This window comes from Kitasatospora sp. NPDC092948 (assembly GCF_044754805.1).
In the GTDB taxonomy this organism is placed as follows: domain Bacteria; phylum Actinomycetota; class Actinomycetes; order Streptomycetales; family Streptomycetaceae; genus Kitasatospora.
The window spans coordinates 295009-313218 of record NZ_JBIVPU010000001.1; the positions used below are offsets into that span (position 1 = coordinate 295009).

At 72.6% G+C, this 18210-nt stretch carries 14 protein-coding genes and 1 pseudogene; 4 read left to right on the forward strand and 11 right to left on the reverse strand.

All coding sequences use genetic code 11. The features are described from left to right. Window positions 1–9: 9 nt before the first annotated feature. Together ACIQF6_RS01025 and ACIQF6_RS01030 are read right to left on the reverse strand one after the other, a co-directional pair. Window positions 10–195, reverse strand: a pseudogene (locus tag ACIQF6_RS01025) (response regulator transcription factor); the annotation flags it as partial. Window positions 196–1280: 1085 nt separating this feature from the next. Then, window positions 1281–1886, reverse strand: coding sequence for a VOC family protein (locus ACIQF6_RS01030; RefSeq protein WP_400888500.1), 606 nt, complete (start codon window positions 1884–1886; stop codon window positions 1281–1283). 212 nt (window positions 1887–2098) lie between these two features. On the opposite strand from ACIQF6_RS01030, the gene ACIQF6_RS01035 reads away from it, so the two are divergent. The 4 genes from ACIQF6_RS01035 to ACIQF6_RS01050 all read left to right on the forward strand — a co-directional run bounded on the left by ACIQF6_RS01035 (window position 2099) and on the right by ACIQF6_RS01050 (window position 7953). Then, window positions 2099–3508, forward strand: coding sequence for an AAA family ATPase (locus ACIQF6_RS01035; protein ID WP_400888502.1), 1410 nt, complete (start codon window positions 2099–2101; stop codon window positions 3506–3508). A gap of 129 nt (window positions 3509–3637) precedes the next feature. Further along, window positions 3638–4210: a hypothetical protein gene (locus ACIQF6_RS01040; protein ID WP_400888504.1), complete on the forward strand. Its 573-nt coding sequence runs from the start codon at window positions 3638–3640 to the stop codon at window positions 4208–4210. 261 nt (window positions 4211–4471) lie between these two features. Beyond that, window positions 4472–7381, forward strand: a complete 2910-nt coding sequence (locus tag ACIQF6_RS01045) for an AfsR/SARP family transcriptional regulator (RefSeq protein WP_400888506.1) — start codon at window positions 4472–4474, stop codon at window positions 7379–7381. Between the two features lie 167 nt (window positions 7382–7548). After that, complete coding sequence (locus tag ACIQF6_RS01050) at window positions 7549–7953, forward strand: hypothetical protein (protein ID WP_400888507.1); 405 nt, start codon at window positions 7549–7551, stop codon at window positions 7951–7953. Here ACIQF6_RS01050 and ACIQF6_RS01055 read toward each other — a convergent pair. From ACIQF6_RS01055 to ACIQF6_RS01095, 9 genes are all read right to left on the reverse strand, one after another. Next, on the reverse strand, window positions 7931–9295 hold the full coding sequence (locus ACIQF6_RS01055) for an acyltransferase (RefSeq protein ID WP_400888509.1): 1365 nt from the start codon (window positions 9293–9295) through the stop codon (window positions 7931–7933). The two genes, ACIQF6_RS01050 and ACIQF6_RS01055, sit on opposite strands and share 23 nt — an antisense overlap. A 109-nt stretch (window positions 9296–9404) precedes the next feature. Continuing rightward, on the reverse strand, window positions 9405–10319 hold the full coding sequence (locus ACIQF6_RS01060; RefSeq protein ID WP_400888511.1) for a JmjC domain-containing protein: 915 nt from the start codon (window positions 10317–10319) through the stop codon (window positions 9405–9407). Then, window positions 10316–10804, reverse strand: a complete 489-nt coding sequence (locus ACIQF6_RS01065; RefSeq protein ID WP_400888514.1) for a hypothetical protein — start codon at window positions 10802–10804, stop codon at window positions 10316–10318. The genes ACIQF6_RS01060 and ACIQF6_RS01065 overlap by 4 nt, the downstream gene beginning before the upstream one ends. Window positions 10805–10893: 89 nt before the next feature. Further along, the gene (locus tag ACIQF6_RS01070; protein WP_400888515.1) at window positions 10894–11136 is read right to left on the reverse strand and encodes a DUF397 domain-containing protein; all 243 of its coding nucleotides are present in this window, start codon (window positions 11134–11136) and stop codon (window positions 10894–10896) included. Window positions 11137–11281: 145 nt separating this feature from the next. Next, on the reverse strand, window positions 11282–11749 hold the full coding sequence (locus tag ACIQF6_RS01075) for a hypothetical protein (protein WP_400888517.1): 468 nt from the start codon (window positions 11747–11749) through the stop codon (window positions 11282–11284). Between the two features lie 94 nt (window positions 11750–11843). Then, window positions 11844–12971: a helix-turn-helix transcriptional regulator gene (locus tag ACIQF6_RS01080; RefSeq protein ID WP_400888519.1), complete on the reverse strand. Its 1128-nt coding sequence runs from the start codon at window positions 12969–12971 to the stop codon at window positions 11844–11846. A 179-nt stretch (window positions 12972–13150) separates the two neighbouring features. Further along, window positions 13151–15901 carry an alkaline phosphatase family protein gene (locus ACIQF6_RS01085; protein WP_400888520.1) on the reverse strand — a complete coding sequence of 917 codons (2751 nt, stop codon included), beginning with the start codon at window positions 15899–15901 and terminating at the stop codon, window positions 13151–13153. Window positions 15902–15906: 5 nt separating this feature from the next. Then, entirely contained in the window at window positions 15907–17259 is a 1353-nt protein-coding gene (locus ACIQF6_RS01090) for an ABC transporter permease (RefSeq protein WP_400888522.1), read from the reverse strand. Next, entirely contained in the window at window positions 17256–18173 is a 918-nt protein-coding gene (locus ACIQF6_RS01095; RefSeq protein ID WP_400888524.1) for an ABC transporter ATP-binding protein, read from the reverse strand. Before ACIQF6_RS01095 ends, ACIQF6_RS01090 begins: the two co-directional genes overlap by 4 nt. Between the last annotated feature and the right edge of the window lie 37 nt (window positions 18174–18210).

Genomic DNA, 18210 nt, shown 5'->3' on the forward strand with positions numbered 1-18210 from the left:
CCGGGGCCGTCAGCCCGCGGCGCGGGTCAGCGCGTCGCGCAGGGCCGCCCGGGTGGTGATGCCCAGCTTGGGGAAGACGCGGTACAGGTGCGAGCCGACGGTGCGCGGCGACAGGTGCATCCGCACACCGATCTGCTTGTTCGTCAGACCGCCGGCCGCCAGGTCGGCGACGCGACGCTCCTGCCAGGTCAGCACCCCCGGCTCCGGGGCGACGGCCTCCTCGGGGCGGGCGGCGAGCGCCAGTTCGGGCAGCGCGGCGGCGTCGAAACGCGACGGCAGGCCGTCGCGGACCGCGACCAGCAGCCGCACCGGCCGGCCGGCCAGCCGCCGGCCCACGAACCCGCAGACATCGGCGCTCGCGTCGTCCAGCCACTGCCCGTCGTCCAGGACCAGCAGCAGCGGACGCTGCTCGGTGGCCAGCGCCAGCAGCCGGAGCACGGCCAGGCCGAGCGTCATCACCGACGGCGGACCGTCGCACGCCCCGCCGAACACGCCGTCGAACACCGCCCGAGTGCCCTCGTCCAGCCGCGCCACGTCGGCGAGCAGCGGGAGAAGCAACTGGTGCAGTCCGGCCCAGGGCAACGCGGACTCCACCTCCACGCCGGCCGCCCGCACCACCCGCTGGCCCTGCTGCTCGGCCAACGCGACGATCCGGGCCAGCAGCGCAACACGGTCGGCCTCCGCCGAGCCACGCACCACGAGAGCCCGTCCGGCGGCGGATTCCATGAACGCTGCCAGTTCCGCCTGCCCGCCGTCGCGGCCCGGGGTGGTGGTGTTGTTGTCGTGCTGGCTCGGCTGCATCTGTCCGATCCGGCTCTTCGTTGCGCGGTTTGCTTCGCGTGTCCTGTTGGTGGGGAGTGGGTGTCGTCCGGACCGGGTCACCGCGTTGCGGCCCGGGGTGGTGGTGTTGTTGTCGTGCTGGCTCGGCTGCATCTGTCCGATCCCGCTGTTCGTTGCGTGGTTCGCTTGGCGCGTTCCGTCGGCGATTGGCGGGTGTTGTCCGGCCCGGGCCACCGTGCGGTCCCGCTGTCTGGCTTCATGGCCCGCTGTCGTCGCGGTGCCGTCGCATCGGCTTGGCTGCATCTGTCCGATCCCGCTCTTCGTCGCGTGGTTCGCTTGGCGCGCTCCGTCGGTGAGCAGCGGGTGCCGTCCGGCCCGGGCCACCGTGCGGCCACGCTGCCCGGCGTCCCGGCCCGCAACCGTCGCGGTGCCGTCGCACCCGCTCTCCGCTGACACGGCGCGCACCCGCTTTTCCTGTGCTTCGTCGTGCGGCCGGCCGCTCAGTTGTCCAGGCCGGCCGCGTGGGCCATGTGCGCGGCGTACCACGCGGGCCACTCGGCGTCGGGGTGGCCGAGTTCGTCCTCGTGCTTGTCGTGGGCGGCGGCCGCGTCGCGCAGTGCCGACTCGAGTTCGGCGGCGGAGCGGTAGACCACGTGGTCGGTCCGGCCGGGGCCCCGGGTGGTGACTTCCTGGAGGACGAAGGTGTTGCCGTCCGGGTCGGCGAAGGACAGGAACGAGCCGTACGAGCGCCGCTCCGGGTGCGGACCGGCCAGCCGCTCGGCCGTCCCGGCGTGGTGGAAGACCCCGCCGGCGTCGTGGAAGACCTCGCTGACCTCGACCCCGGCCGCCGTCAACTCGGCGCGGGCCGCCACGATGTCGTCGACGATCAGGTGCACGCCGTGCTCGGAGCCCGGCGCCGCGTCGGTCACGCCGCTGCCGATGATGATCGACGCGGCCGAGCCGGGCGGGGTGAAGTGGACGACCCGGAAGCCGCCCGGGCCGGAGTGGTCGACGTCCTCGCGGAACCCGATCCGGGTCCAGAACTCCTTGGACCGGTCCACGTCCGCGACCGGGAGGACCACAACCTCGATCTTGAATTCCACCATCGTCGGCTCCTCTGTCGGGGAGGCCCCGTCGGCCTCCTGCCACCGCTCACGATCCCGGGATCGCGGGCCGGTCGAGCCCGTGTCGAACACGGGCCCGAACGCGGGCCGGAACGCGGGCCCGGGCCCTGGACCGGACGTGGGCCGGGGGCGTGGGACCGGGGTTTCGGGCCCTGTTCCGGGGCCCGGCGGGCGGCGTGACGGAGAGCGATAACATGACGGAACGTCAACATGATCACCGCGGGGAGGACGCGCTGGAGCTCCACTTCACCACCCTCGGCCCCCTGACGGCCCGGCGCGCAGGCCAGGAGCTGCGGATCAACCGGGCCCGGGACCGGGCGGTGCTCGCCGTGCTCCTCGCGCACGCGGGCCGACCGGTGACGGTCAGTGAGATCATCGACGGGGTCTGGGGCGAAGAGGGGGACGACGCACCCGACCGGGCCGGAGCGCTCCCGGGCAACATGTACCGGCTGCGCAGCGCACTGGGCGGCGACGGGAAAGTCCTGCGGCACGTCGGCAAGGGGTACTGCCTGGACGTCGACCCGGCCGTCATCGACCGGACGGCCTTCCTCGCCGCGCTCGCCGACGCCGCCACCGCCCGCCTGAACTGGCAGCCGCAGCGCGCCCGCGAACTGCTGACAGCGGCCCTCGGCCTCTGGCACGGCACCGCCCTGGACGGCGTCCCGGGCCCGTTCGCCGAACACGAGCGCCGAATGCTGGCCGGGCGGCGGGGCGAGGCACAGCGCGCGCTCCGCGAACTCGACCCGCATGCACCGATACCGGCGCACACGCAGAAGCAGGCGCAGGGGGCGGCCGGGCCCACCGCGCGACCGGCCGCCCGACCGGTCCTGCGCCCCTTTCAACTCCCGCCCGACCCCGGCGACTTCACCGGACGCCGCAGCCAACTCGCCAGAATCGCCGAACTGTTGGCCGGGCCCCGGAGGGCCTCGTCGCCGCTGGTCACCGTCACCGGCCCGCCCGGTGCCGGGAAGAGCGCGTTGGCGGTCCGCGCCGCCCACCTCGCGGCCCCGGACCACCCGGACGGGCAGCTGTACGCCGACCTGCACGGCACGGACGCCCGGGCCGCCGCCGGCTTCCTGGCACCGTTCCTGCGCGCCCTGGGCGTGGCCGAACAGGCCGTACCGGCGAGCACCGCCGACCGCCGCGCCCTGTACCTCCGGCTGCTCGCCGACCGCCGGGTCCTGGTCGTGATCGACGGCGCCACCGGCGTCGAGGACGTCCGGCCGCTGCTGCCCGCCGGGCCCGGGAACGCCGCCGTCGTCGTCATCGACGGCCGGGCGGGGGACGGGAGTCCGAGCACCGTCCCGGTCGGACCGCTGACCCCGGACGAGGCGCTGGAGCTGCTCGCCCGGATGATCGGCCGGGAGCGCTCCGACCGCGAGCCGGCCGCCGCCCGGGCGCTCGCCGCCGCCTGCCACCACCTGCCCGGCGCGCTGCGGGCCGCCGCCGACCGGCTGGTGCGCCGCCCCGCCTGGCCGATCTCCGCCGTGCTCCCCGCCCCGCTCCCCGTCGGGTCGTCAGCCGGCCCGTCAGCCGGCCCGTCAGCCGGCCCGTCAGCCGGTTCGTCAGCCAGGTCGCCAGCCGGGTCGTCCGCCGACGCCTAAACGCCACCGTTCATCGCGCGTCAATCCGCGCGTCCCAGAATCCCGTCTGCGAGGTGATCATCAGCCCGTAGACGCAGGTCACGGGCATCGCCACCCGTTGTGGACAGCACCACCGAAAGGAACGACAAGTTGAGCCGCACCACCGTACGAGCCACCCGGGGACTCGGCGCACTGGCAGCCGTCGCACTGGCGGCAGCGACCGTGCTGACCGCCCAGGGCACCGCCCACGCCGTGTACGACCAGCCGACCGCCAGCATCTGGGACGGTGAACAGCTGCTGGCGAGCAACAACGGTCACATAGACAACCCGGGCCAGTTCGGCACGGCGCGGCTCATCATGCAGCGGGACGGGAACCTCGTCACCTACTACGCGCCGAACAACGACTTCTCCCACCAGCAGGCGACCTGGGCGTCCGGCACCGTCAACTGCGGGGCCAAGGCCGTCATCCGCGAGGACGGCGACCTGGTCGTCCTCAACGCGAACGGCGGGCTGTGCTGGGAGAGCGGCACCGCCGGGAACCCGCACGCCCGGGTGACGCTCTGGCGCAGCGGCGACCTGCTGATCACCGACACCTGCAACCGCGTCGTCTTCGAACGGCAGCCCGGCATCACGTACGTCCCGGGCCAGCTCCACGGCGGGATCATCAGCCCCAGCTCGGTCGAGAGCCCCTACGTCATGCTGCCGCCGCTCACCGGCTGCTGAACGACCGCGGCGGTGCCCGGGGCGCGCAGTCCCCGCCCCGGGCCCGCCGTCCGGTCGCACCCCATGCACCACCCCGGGCCGCCCGACTCCGCGCACGCGGGCGGCGCCCACCGCCCCTGAGTGCCCGCCGCCCGCGAGCGCCCGCTTCCGGTGAGCGCCCGCCGCCCGCGAGGGCCTGCCGCCCGCGAGCACCTGCTGCCCGCGAGCGCCCGCTTCCGGGGGCGTCGGCCCGGGCGGAACGAGTACGGAGAAAGACCTGACATGGAGACAGCCGCCGCCCCGCAGGGGCTCCGCTTCCGACTCCTCGGCCCGCTCGCCGCCTGGAGCGGCGACCGACAGCTGGAACTCGGCCGCCGCCAGCAGCAGGCGTTCCTCGCCATGCTGGTCGCCGCGCCCGGACGGGTGCTCACCGCCGACCGGCTCGGCGACGGCGTCTTCGACGAGGACAACCCGCCGGGCAACCCCAGGTCCGTGCTCGCCACCCATGCCTACCGGGTGCGCCGGGAGCTCAGGAACCACGACGCCGGGCACCTGCTGGTCACCGTCGACGGCGGCTACCGGCTGGACGTCCCCGCCGAGTCGGTGGACGCCGTCGCCTTCGACGGCCTGGTCGCCCGCGCCGAGGAGGCCCTCGCCGCCAGTGAACGGCCCCGGGCGCGCGACCTGCTCGCCCGCGCACTGGACCTGCACGCGGGCGAGCCGCTGGCCGGCCTGCCCGGCCCGCACGCCGCCGAACTCCGCCGCCACCTGACGGAACGCCGGCTGGACGCACTGGAGACCAGGCTCGGCCTGGACGTCGAACTCGGCAGCGGCCCGTCCTGCCTGGTCGAGCTCGACCAGGCGGTCTTCGCCCACCCCTACCGGGAGCGGTTCCGCGCCCTGCTGATGCTGGAGTACCACCTGTCCGCCCGGCCCGAGGAGGCCCGCGCGGTGTACGAGGACGCCCGGCGGTTCTACCTCGCCGAGGGGCTGACCTGCGAGGACCTCGACGACCTGCACCGGCGCATCCGCCGCGCCGACCCGAGCCTCGCAACCGCCGCCCGGCCCGTTGCCGACCCCCGGCCGACCGGACCGGCGCCCACCGCCGTGCCCGAGCAACTGCCCGCCGGGATACCGGACTTCACCGGCCGCCAGGCGGACGTCGCCCGGCTGGCGGCGGCGCTCGCCGAGCCCGACCCGGGCGCCGTCGTCATCTCGGCGATCAACGGCCTCGGCGGCGTCGGCAAGACCAGCCTGGCCGTGCACGTCGGCCACGCGCTGCGCGCGGACTTCCCCGACGGGCGGCTGCACGTGGACCTGCGCGGCGCGCAGGCCGTGCCGCTCGACCCGGCCGAGGCGCTGGCGGGCTTCCTCACCGCCCTCGGCGTCGCCGACCGTGACGTCCCCGCCGACCTCGCCGAACGCGCCGCGCTGTTCCGCACCACGGTGACGGGCCGCCGGCTGCTGATCCTGCTCGACAACGCGGCCGGCGCCGAACAGGTCGCCCCGCTGCTGCCCGGCTCCCGGACCTGCGCGGTGCTGGTCACCAGCCGCGGCTGGCTCACCACGCTGCCCGGCGCCCGCCACCTGCCGCTCGACGCGATGGCCACCGACGAGGCGCTCGACCTGCTCGCCGCCGTCGCCGGCCGGGCCCGGATCGACGCCGAACCCGAGGCGGCGGCCGCCATCGTCGCCGCCTGCGGCCGCCTGCCGCTGGCCGTGCGGGTGGCGGGCTCCCGGCTCGCCGCCGACCCCGGGCAGCCGCTCGCCGAGCTGGCCGCGAGCCTCGCCGACGAACGCACCCGGCTGGGCGAACTCGCCCACGAACAGGCCGCGGTGGAGCCCGTCCTGGCCCTCTCCTACGCCCGGCTCACCGCCGAGCAGGCCCGCGCGCTGCGGCTGCTCGCCCTGCCGGACGCCCCCGACCTGCGGGTCGCGGACGCCGCCGCACTGCTCGACCGCGGCCCCGAGCAGACCCGCGACCTCCTGGAGGCGCTGGTCGACCTCAACCTGCTCCAGTCGCCCGCCGCCGACCGGTACGGCTTCCACGACCTGCTGAAGGTGTTCGCCCGCCGGCGCGGCGCCCAGCAGGACACCCCGGCCTCCGTCACCGCCGCGTTCGCCCGGCTGCTGGACTTCTGCGTGGCCAGCGCGCGCAACGCCGAACGCACCGCGCACCGCGACCGCGCCGGGGACGGCCCGAGCGGGCAGCGCTTCGCCACCATCGAGGAGGCCACCGCCTGGATGCGGGAGCGGACCGCCCTGCACCGCACCGTCGTCCACCGGGCCTGCCAGGACGACGGACTGCCGCTGGCCGACACCGTCGACCTGCTCGACACCATGAGCTCCATCCTGTTCGGCCGCAGCTACGTGTTCACGGTCGCCGACCTCGCCGGCCAGGTCGCCGCCGCCGCCGGCGCACGCGGCGAACGGGACGCCGAGGCGCTGGCCCGCTCGGTCCGCGGCGGCATGCTGTGGCACGCCAACTCCTACGCGCAGGCCGGCCGGGAACTGCGCGGCTGCCTGGCCCTGTGCGACGGCGAGGACCGGCTCCGGCTGCGCGCCGACACCCTGAAACTGCTCGGCGCGAATGCCCGCGCCCTGCGCGACTACGCCGAGGCCGTCGCCTGCCTGGAGCAGGCCGCCGAGCTCTTCCACCGCCTCGGCGACGAGAACGCCGAAGGCCTGGTGCTCGGCGAACTGGCCTTCAACCAGGCCCAGTTGGGCCACCTGGCGGAGGCCCGCAGGACCGCCGAGCAGTGCGCCGAACTGACCGGCCGCCAGGTGTCGATCTCGGAGTCCGTCGGCCGGTACTACCTCGCCCGGGTGCTGCACCTGTGCGGCGACCTCGAACCCGCCCTGGCGCAGGCCGCCTACGGGCTGGAGCGGTTCCGCTCCTTCGGCATGGCGGCCTTCGTGGCCGCCACCGGCAGCCTGATCGCCCGCATCCACCTCTCGGCCGGCCGCGACCGGGCCGCCGTCCGGGCCGCCGAGGAGACGCTGCCGCACGCCCGCCGGATCGGCAGCCTGCTGGAAGGCACGGTCCTGCGCACCCTCGGCGAGGCCCTGACCCACCTGGGCCACCCCGACCGGGCCCGGATCTGCCTCCAGCAGTCGCTGGGCCACTACCGCCGGCTGGAGCTGACGGGCGACGCGGCCGAGGTCGAGGAGCTACTGCGCGGCCTGGCCTGAGCCGGACCTGCCGGACCTGCGTGCCTTGCCCGCCATGCCGGTCGTGCCGTGCCGGTCGTTTCGTCCATGTCGGTCATGCTCATGCTCATCGAATGTCCATCGTGGTCGACGAACCTTCTGCACGTGCCCGGCCGACCGGCCGGATCGACTGAGAGAGGGGAACGCTCATGTCCTTCAAGGGAGTTCGGAAGGCCACCCTGGCCCTGGCCACCGCCGCCATGGCCGGCGGCATCGCGCTGACGGGCGCCGGTGCCGCCTCGGCCGCCAGCGGCGGCGGCTGCGGCGGGCCGGCCTGGGAGCAGGCCTGCATCGGTGCCGGCTCCGGCCAGGTCACCGCCACGGTGAACACCAACTTCGCCAGCAACAACTGCACCGAGCAGATCATCATCTGGGACTACACCACCCAGAGCCAGGCGCTCTCCACCACGATCGCCTGCAACTCCGGCCAGTCCAGCTACGCCCTCACCCTCACCAACCCGAGTGCGGGCCACGACTACAAGGCCGAGGCCCGCTTCTACTGGCAGCCCGGCTCCGGCTACGAGTACCAGATCAGCCCCGACCTCTGGTACTGACAGCCCGACTCCCCGGCCCGGCGTCTCCCCGGACGCCGCCCCCGCCCCGCCGCCACCCCCCTGCGGCGGGGCGGACCCGTTGCCGCAACCGGCCGGAGCGCACCACCAGGCCGAACCCGCACGCGTAGGCCGCGAGCGCGAGTACGGCCGGCCGACCGGCCGGGGCGAAACCGTTGAGGGCCAGCCAGCCGAGGGCCGGCAGCACGGTGGCGAGGCCGCTGACGAGCAGGGCGGGGGAGTGGCCGGCGGCGGGCGGCAGGCGGAGCAGGGGCCGCTGCGCCCGTTGCAGCACGGTGACCACGGCGATCAGGACTGCCGTCAGGACGGCGAACCAGGCCGGGCGCAGGGCCCACCACTGCCAGGTCCCGATGGCCGGCTGCGGCGCGAGTCCGGCCGGGTAGAGGGTGACGGCGACCAGCACCACCGGGACGGGGTGCCACAGGTAGACGGTCATCACCGCCCCGTTGGCCCGGGCGAGACGGCGCTGCCGCGCGGCCGAGGCCAGCAGTCGCCGCCCAGCGGGCTCCGCCGCCAGCAGCAGGCCGCACTGGGCGGCGGCGAAGGCCAGCAGCGCGATCGACGGGGGCGTGGTGTTCCCGGCGTGCAGGCCCGCCCCGACCATGTCCACCGGGAACGGGCCCCATCTCAGCAGAGCCGCGAGCAGTACGACACCGCCGAACGCGAGCCCGAGCGGACGGCGCCCCCGGGTGAGGCTGCCGTCGTGCCACGCGAACCCCCACTGGTGCATGGCGCCCCACACCAGCAGATAGTTGGCGAACCCGAGCAGCGGCAGCCGCGGTCCCAGGATCGCGACATCCACCGGTGCGGCGCCGACCGCCATCACGGCCGGCACGGCCAGCCCCCAACGGGCATGCGCGGCATGCAACGCGGGCGTCAGCGCGATCAGCAGCAGATAGACCGGCAGGAACCACAGGTGCAGCGCCAAGTACCAGCCGGTCTGCGCCAGTTCCGCCGGTCCCGCGCCACCCGCCCAGGCCGCGGCGGCAGCCAACGCGACCACCCCCACATACACCGTCGTCGGCCACAACAACCGCAGAGCCCGACGCTGCACCCACCCCGCCCAGCCCCCACCGCCGTCACGGTGCGCCGTCCACGACACGGCATTGGCATACCCGCCGACCAGAAACACCACCGGCATCACCTGGAACAGCAGCGTCACCCACCGCCCCCACCCGACAACCTCCAACGCATCCTGCCCCGAAACCCGCCCGCCCCGGTACGTGATGTCGGTCAACAGCCAGTGCCCCAGCACGACGGCACAGATCGCGCCCACCCGCAGCAGGTCCGCGTACTGGTTGCGATCGGTGGGGCGGTGGGGCATGGGGATCAGCGCCGGAGTCGAGAACTTTTGGCCCGTACACCTCATTATCCGACCGATGCGCGAAACACGGCCCCCGGTTCCGCACCCGCCCGCGCCCCGGCCTCTGCCCCTATCCGGCGGGTTTCGGGAACAGCGCCGCACGGACGGTGTTCGCAACGTCTGCCGGGGAAGTGGTGGCCAGATACCGGACAATCTGTGTCTGCGTGTCTGTAAGTGTGTCGGGCAGGTTCTCGGGGGTGAGTCGGATCGGTGCGATCCCTGTCCGGAACTCGGGACGATCGAGTGCGGTGCGCACCAGGGCTTCCGCGAGGTCGAGCGACATCCGCTCCCGCAGCGCGAAGGTCAAGTGCAGCGAGGGGTCGGGATCGCCCGGGAGGCAGTGCGGGCTGTGGACCCATCCGCGCGGCATGACCAGCGTGTCACCGGGTTCCAGGTCGAACACCATGTACGGCTCGGTGCTGTTCCACCGCTCCTGCATCTCTGCTGTCCACATGGTGGGGGATGCAAGGTACTCGTCCACCGGGAACTGGACTTCGGGATGCCAGAGCGGCCAGCGCTTGCGGCCGTGAAGCTGTGTCACCACGGCCAGGAACTGATCCCAATGGTGCGTGAGTCCCTGTGCACCGGGCGGGGTGACCAGGCCCGAGACGAACATCGTGTAGCCGGTCTCTGCTTCGATCTCGCGGCACAGTTCGGCCAGGTATGGCACTCGCGTTTGCAGGTGCCGCAGATTGACCGTGTGCCCGCCCTCGAACAGCTCCCGCAACTTCCCGGGACGCAGCTTGCCGTCCCGGGAGAACCGTCCAGGGTGCGCGGCCTTCCCATCCTTGACAGCGGCGGTGAACGCGGGATCCGTCAGCCCGTGGTCGATGTACGCCCCGATGAGCGGAAGCGTGATCCGCTCGTCCAGCTCGGATCCGCCGCGGCGGTACACCGCAGGTTCGACCGGGCAGGCCCGCAACAGTGCTTCGGTCCCCCGGGGGCCGATCAGCGTGGCAAGCGCCATGCAGTCTTCTCCGATCACGAGAGAGGGTATGGGCACGGAGTGTGCGGGTGGAACCGGTTCGGGCATGCGACTACCGAAGCGCTGAACATGCGTTCGCCAGGCAGGTAGTGGACCCACACCACGTCGGTGCCGTGGGTAAGGGCCGTCGTGGCGCACCCCGCCTTTGCCGCGGTTCCGATGTCCGTCGGAGCTCCGTCCGTGCGCTGAGCTGGCGGGTACTGGTCGTACATGCCTGCCAGCCACTCGGCGGCTTCCTTGGGCTCCGCCCAGGTCTGCCGCCCAAGGTAGGGCGGGCGACGCAACAGCCAGTGCCCCGTCTGCATGGGCGGGATCGTCCGTTGCTCGAATGGCAGGTGCGCTTCCTGGTCCGGCGACTTCATGCTGGAGACCATCGCTTGCCAAGTTGCGTCGAACGGGGCGGGGCGCCGCAGATACTCGGCGTGGTACTGGTCGGGCCTACCGATCCACGGGCCGTAGCCATGGAAGTGGGCGAGATCGGTCACGGGTATCCTCCACGGAGCGGGAGTCGCTGGTCTGACTGAGACTCAGACCAGCGACCCCCGCGTGATTCAGTGGTGCGTCAGCCTGAAACTCAGGCCGCCGTGGCCCTGATGACGTTGATCCGGGCGGCAAGGGCGTCGAGCTCGGCTCCGGTGAAGCGGAGCAGCGGCGAACCGGCACCCAGCTTGCTGTCACCGAGCGCGTAGGCGTCCACCGTGCCCGGGATGGTGCCGATGGTCGCGCACGACTCGGACTCGCCGTCGCCGCTGTTGCCGCCGCACGCCTTGGCCAGCGCCAAGCCCACGGTCGGGAGCTTGTACAGGTCGGTCTTCATTTCCCCTCCTGGGGGGATCGAGTGTCCGGCCGACCGGGTGACCGGCCGGGTGGTGCACCCGCTTCGCTCGCGGGGTTGGCACGCGACCCGAGCGGGAGCCGTCGAGGGCTGATCGGTGAGGCAGGCCGGGACGCGACAAGGTCCGTCAAGGCAAGCCGAGCGCGGCACCGCTTATCCCCTCCTCGCCGATGACGGCCGCCATGTGGGTGCGGACCCGTTCGTTGACGGTCGGCTCCCTTACCTTGAGCGGATCGGCTGTCCACGGCTCGCCGTTGCCGAACGCCCCGGCGAGCCGCCACAGTTCGCCCTCCACGCCGCGGAACCTGCCGAGTCGGCCCGTAGCCGTGTCGACCAGCAGTTCGTCGGCGTTCGGGACCGCCTTGATCGCGTGGAGCACCGGTGCACCTGCGAGAACGGCGAATGCCAGCCTCTTGCCGGGGCCGATGTCCAAGTTGCCGAGTACCAACCGGCAGTCGCCCGAGGCCGTCTGCTCCACCTTGAGTCCCGGCAGGGCGACACCGATGGAGTTGAGCGCACTGCCCAGGTGGGCGCACGCCGTACGCGCCTGCTCGAACTGCTCTGCCCGAAACTGTGCAAGTAGCTCGTTGGTCACGCTGTCCCCGATCGCTCCGAACCGTGCGGGACACAACTTTGCGTGCCACCACAGGTCGTCGGGCAGGGGGTAGCCGCATGGGGTAGCCGGACCGTTAGGCCGCCTCCACCTCGGCCATCAACAGGCGCAGCGTCAGGGAGCGCTTGTTCGGCGGGAGTTGGCTCAGTGCCGCCCGTGCGTACGCCACTCCACCGGCGCGATCGCCTGCCTGGGCGAGCATGAGCCCGCGGTGCAGCTCAAGATGCGTGGCGAACCGCGGAAGTGAAGGTGGAAGCAACAGACGTGCTTGCTCCTGGGCGTGTTCGGCGCGTTTCTCCTCACCGAGCCGAGCGAGCAGCAGGGACGAAAAGACGTTCATCCGCCACTCGGGCACCGCGTAGTCCGACTGCTCGTTCGCCGGCGAGGCGACCCGCTCGAAGACTCGCCATCCCTCGTCGTTGAGTTGCAGGGCTGCCCGCCGGTCGCCGCGGATCGCGGCAGCGTGCGCCTTGCCCATGAGTGCGTTGAGTCGGCCCAGGGACGGACGCGAGTCGATCGCCAGGGCCTGGTCGGCGAGCCGTTCCGCGACTGCCAGCGAGGCGCCTTCATAGCCGAGTGCGATCGCAGCGCGCCCCCGTACCCAGACCCGAGCAGCCTGGTCGTCGGACCGGTCGGCCGCAGTTGCCGCCATGCCGTACCAACCCGTGGTTCTTGCCGCGTCGGTGCCAGGGAACGTCTTGGCGAACAGAGTTGAGAGTCGAGCAGCCACCTCCCACATGTGCGGGCCCTCGGCCTGTCGCTGGAGCACCACCATGTCCGCGGCGAGACGGCGTTGGATCTCCTCCGCACCGGACGACATGTAGTCCTGGCCGTAGATGTAGAGCCGTTCCTGCCAATCGTCCAGGGACGGCCCGCCGTGGAGAGCAGCCGCGAAGCCGTGGGACAGCAAGTCCGAGGCGGTCGCGGGTGCTATGGCGGTCGCGGCAACGTTCGTCAGAAAGGCTCGTCGGTTCACGTCCGCACTCTCGAGAGCGTGAAGGGGCACCTGCAAGGCGGTAGCCAAATGACGTAGCCAGAGCGGGCCGGGCTTCCGGCCCTGGTATCCGTTCTCCCATCGGCTGATCAACTGCCGTGTCACTGTTGTACGGTTGCCCAACTCATTGAGTCTCGCCGCAAGTTGATCCTGAGACATGCCCAGTCCACGGCGCAGCTCTTCGATCAGACTCCCCACCGCCGTCGTCATGACCGGCAGCCTACGCCGGACTGCGCCACAGGGCCCTCCACCTGATTCCCCCCAACGGGGGATGCAGCGGCTGTGAAGGCCGGGCGTTTCGACGAGGCGCGAGCCGGTCCGTCGGCCGGTCTGGGGCCCCACCACCCGCTCGGGCAGTGGGGCCTCGTCAGGCCCGGGAAATGAAAGCGTCAGCCGTCGAGTTCCGCGGAGGGCAGGGTCGCGCCGGGAACGTCCGCCGGAGCGAGGAGCGTTTGTTCGCCGGGGTAGGGGGTCTTCCAGTCGTGGGCCTCGTACCAGGTGAGGTGGTTCATCTGGGCGGGGTTGGCGCGGTCGGGGGCGGCGTCGATGCCGGTGAAGTGCTGGTGCTGCTTCCACTCGGTCCACTGCTGGACCAGGGCGGCCTGGTCGGCGGGGACGGTGCCGGTCGCGGCGCGCGGGGCGGCCGGGTCGGGGGTGGCCGGGACGTCGAGGCCGCAGGAGGGGGCGGTGGCGAGGCCGTTGGTGAGGGAGGTGCGGTTGGGGAGGGCCGTGAACGGCGTGTAGTCGGGGGTGTTGGTGAAGGCCGAGGTCATGGGGGTGGCCGCGGTGTCCTTCTGGTTCATCGGCTTGATGCCGAGGATCTGCTCGATGGTGCGGATCATGTTGATCTGCGAGTAGTACTGGCTGTCGACCGCGTCGTGCTGGGCGTAGGGGCTGATGATCTGGATCGGGGCCCGGTGGCCGTCGACGTGGTCCAGGCCGGCCTGCGAGTCGTCCTCGACGACGAAGATCGCCGAGTCCTTCCAGTAGGGGCTGTGGCTGATCTCGTCGACGATCCGGCCGACCGCGAGGTCGTTGTCGGCGACCTGGGCGGCGGCGTTGGCGGGGCCGCCGGTGTGGTCGCTGGACAGCCACAGCATGTTGAGGTTCGCCGGGCCGTTCTGTTCGAAGTCCTGCTTCCAGATCTGCTCCCGGTAGATGTCCGGGACGCTGGTGTCGAACATCGGATAGGCCGGCACCGACACCTTGTTCAGGGACGGGATCGGCGAGGAGGAGGTCAGCCGGTAGGCCGAGCCGTTGCCGGTCGCCTGCATGGTCCTGGCGTCGCAGTACAGGTTCTGCCAGGTCGCGTCGGCGGGCTTGGTGAGGAACTGGTGGAACTCGCCGAAGTCCCGGACGGTCTTCCCGGAGGCCTGGGCGCCGCTCCACAGGGTGCCGCTGGCCTGGTGGCCGAGGGCGTCGTTCTCGGTGTCGTAGCTGCGGATGTACTCGCCGGCCGAGGACTCGGTGTACTCCGGGTTGTCCGCCTGCATCAGCCAGTTGTGGCCCTCGGCGGAGTTGGTGCCGATGTCGTACGTGTTGTCGTACAGGCCGAACTGCCGGGCCAGCGCGTGCTGGTTGGGCGTCACGTTCTCGCCGAACTGGGCCAGCGTCGCGTCGCCGTTGCCCTGCGGCAGGTCGCCGTAGACCTGGTCGTAGGTCCGGTTCTCCTTGACCAGCAGGAAGACGTGCTTGATCGTCGACGGGTCGCCGATCTTGTTCGGGACGGGAACGGCGTGGGCCTTGTTGCCGGTGGCGAGCTTGGCCGCGTTGTTGGTCCAGTTGTTCTGCTCGAAGACCTTGGCGGTCTGCTTGCGGATCTCCTTGTCGCTGGGCAGGGCGAACCGCACCACGCTGGAGGTGGTGTCGTGGGTGCCGTGCGCGCCGCTCACCCGGCGGGCGTCGATGCCGCGGGTGTTGGAGACCAGGATCTGGTTGCCGGACGAGGAGATCTCGGCGGGGAAGTAGTCGGTCGGCAGCAGGCCGAGGTAGCTCGCCGGCTCCTTGGGGCCCGCGTACTTGTAGACGGCGATCGCGTTGGCCCGGCCCAGGGTCACCAGCAGGTGGCCGTCGTCGGTGAGGGTCACCGCGTTGGGCTCGTAGCCGATCGACGCCTCGGACCAGGGCTGGGTGGCGATGGTCTGGACGACCTTGTCCTGCTTGCCGTCGATCACCGAGACACTGTTGGTGGCGGTGTTGGTGACGAACACCGTGCCGTTCTTGGCGTACACGGCGGTCGGGTGCAGGCCGACGTCGATGCTGCCCGGCGCGGCGGACGGGTTCGCCAGGTCGATGACGCTGACCGTGCCGGTGGTGGTGGCGGCGGTGTTCGGGTCGGCCGGGACGTCGGTGCCGTACGAGTTGATGGTGGACTCGCCGGGCTTGGCCGGGCGGCCGCCCTCGTTGCTGACGTACAGCTTGCCGCCGACCTGGACCAGGGCGCGCGGGGCGATGCCCACCGCCCAGCTCTGCTTCACCGTGCCGGTCGCGGTGTCGATCGCCACCACCCGGTTCTGGCCGTTGACCGCCGCGTACGCGGTCGCGCCGTCCGCGGCGAACACCAGGCCGGCCACCAGCGACTGCTGCGAGCCGACCTTGGCGATCTTGACGACCTTGGGGTTGGCGACGCTGCCGTCCGGGTTCACGTCGAACCGGGTGTACCCGTCGGGCTGGCCCAGCCACAGCTGCTTGCCGTCGGGCGAGTACGTCGGGCCTTCCTGGCCCACGCTGTTGGTGCTGATCTTCGGAACGGAGGTCGCGGCGCTGGAGACCAGCTGCTGCACCTTCCAGTTCCGCACGTCCACGATCGCCAGCGCCGCGCCGCCGTCGGTGACCGCCGCCGCGAGGTGGGTGCCGTCCGGGCTCACCACGGACGACATGATCTTGCCGTTGTCGATGACCAGCCGCTCGCCGTACGGGGCTATGTACTGGTTGCTGGAGACCAGTTCGCCCTGGTCGTAGACCTGGCCGACCTGGTTGCTGCCGAAGGCGTCCGACTTGGCCCAGCCGACGCCCGCGCCGGCCGCGAGGACCACCGCGGTGGCGGCGGCCGTGACCAGCGTCCGGCGGCGGGTCCTGCGACCGCCCGGCTGCTGCGCGTCCCCCGTACTGTCCCCCGTGCGACGACGTGTGACCTGCATGGTTGTTATCCCTTCGAAGGTGCCGGAAGCAGCTCGACGTTGCCGTCGAACTGCCAGAGCGGGTTCGGCGCGTCGCCGGTGGCGGTGCGCACCAGGAAGTAGCCGTTGACTTCCTTCGGGCCGTCGCCGTCGGCGACGAACCGCCCGTCGGGGGCGACGTCGAGCTGGTAGACGGCCGTGCCGGTGGCCTCGACGTCCGGCAGGTGCCAGGTCACCACGCAGCGCCAGTCGTTGCCGGGGCCCTCCGGCTCGACCCGGGTGCTGCCCTTGTCGCACGCCGCCGTGACCTGGAGCTGCGCCTCCGTCACGTCGGGACGGTTCAACTCGGCGGTCTGCAGCCGGTACAGGTGGGCAAAGGCGGTGGCCACCGAGCGCTGCACCTTGTCCTGCTCGATCCCGGAGCCGGTCGTGCCGACGGCCGGGGTGAGCACGCCGACGGTGACGGCGAGCAGGGCGAGCGGCGGCAGCACGGCGAGGAGCAGCGCGCGGCGCCCGGGGCCGTCGTGCGCCGGGTTGGTGAAGTCCCGCCGCAGGAACAGCAGTCGGGCCAGCAGCGTGGTGCCCACCGCCCACACCAGGGCGACCGCCACGCCGATCAGCAGCGGGCCGACCTGCACCGGCCCGGTGAACAGGCCGTTCCAGGAGATGAACGCGTAGCCGGGCAGGGCGAGCCGCACGCCGACCGGCAGCGGCATCAGCTGGGCGAGCTGCATCGCCAGGGCGACCAGCGCGGGCAGCAGCAACCCCATCGGGGAGCGGCCCAGAGCAACCGAACCGAGCAGGCCGATGCCGGCCAGCGCCAAGGTCGGGGCGAGCGCGCACAGCCAGGCCAGCAGGACGTTCAGCGCGGCGTCGCCCGGCGACAGCAGGTGGCCGTCGAGACCCACCAGCGGATGGTTGCCGACCGCCAGCAGGCCGCCGACGGTGGCGGACACCGCGAGGCCCGCCACCAGCACCAGCAGCACGGTCAGGCTGGCCAGCGCCTTCGCGGCGAAGATCCGCCGGGGCGAGCGGACCGCCACCAGCAGGTGCCGCCAGGTGCCGAGCCGGTCCTCGGCGGCGAACACGTCGCCGGTGACCATCGAGGTCAGCAGCGGCAGCGCCCAACTGCCCGCGAACCCGAGCGTCACCAGCGGACCGGCCCAGCCCGTGGCGTGCATCCAGCGGCCGAACAGGGTGTCGGTGGGGAGCGTGTTCTGCTGCGCCACGCCGGCGACGAAGAGTGCCGGGGCCAGCCAGCAGGCGAGCAGCAGCAGGCGGATGCGCCACTGCGCGACCAGCTTGACCAGCTCGAAGCGGTAGGCGCGAACCACCGGCACCCGGCGGGTGGTCGGGGCGACGGAAAGGGTGGCGGTCATCGGCCGTTCTCCTGCGGCTGCTCGGTCAGGGCGAGGAAGGCGGCCTCCAACGGCGAGACCACGGGCGCGAGTTCGCGCACCGCGATACCGGCCTGCACCAGCCGCACCACCAGGTCGTCCAGCGCGGGCACCGGCGCGCGCACCACGAGCCGCTCGCCGCCGTCGGCGACGCGGACCCCGGCGGTGCCGGCGGCGGTCCGGCGGGCCGCCGCCGGGTCGGAGGTGAGCAGCCGGTAGTCGAGTTCGTCGTTCTGGGCGGCCAGCTTGTCCAGCGGGCCGGAGAACACCACCCGGCCGGTGGCGAGAACGGTGACCTCGGAGCAGAGCGCCTCCAGGTCGTCCATCCGGTGGCTGGACAGCACCACGGCGGTGCCGTTCGCCGCCAGCCGGTCAAGCACGCCGTGCACGTGCCGCTTGCCGGCCGGGTCCAGCCCGTTGGACGGCTCGTCGAGCACCAGCAGCCGGGGCTCGGTGAGCAGCGCGGCGGCCAGTCCGAGCCGCTGGCGCATGCCGAGCGAGAAGCCCCCGACCCGGTCGTCGGCGACATCGGTCAGCCCGACCTGGTCGAGCGCCTCCGCGACCCCCGCGGCCCGCCCCCGGAGCGCGGCCAGCGCGGCCAGGTTCTGCCGGGCCGTCAGCGCGGGGTAGAGGCCCGGGCCGTCCACGAACCCGGCCACCCCGTCCGGCGCGGCGAGCGCCCGGCCGACCGGCGTGCGCAGGATCTCCAGGCTGCCGCTGTCGGCGACCGCCAGCCCCAGCAGCAGGCCGAGCAGCGTCGTCTTCCCGGCGCCGTTCGGCCCGACCAGGCCGTGGATCCGGCCCTGCGTCACCTCCAGATCGACGCCGTCGAGCGCGACGACGTCACCGAAGCACTTGGTGATGGCCCGGGCCCGGACCGCGAGGAGTGTGTCCATGTCTGACTGTGTGCCTTCCGCCGAAACCGTTGCAGAC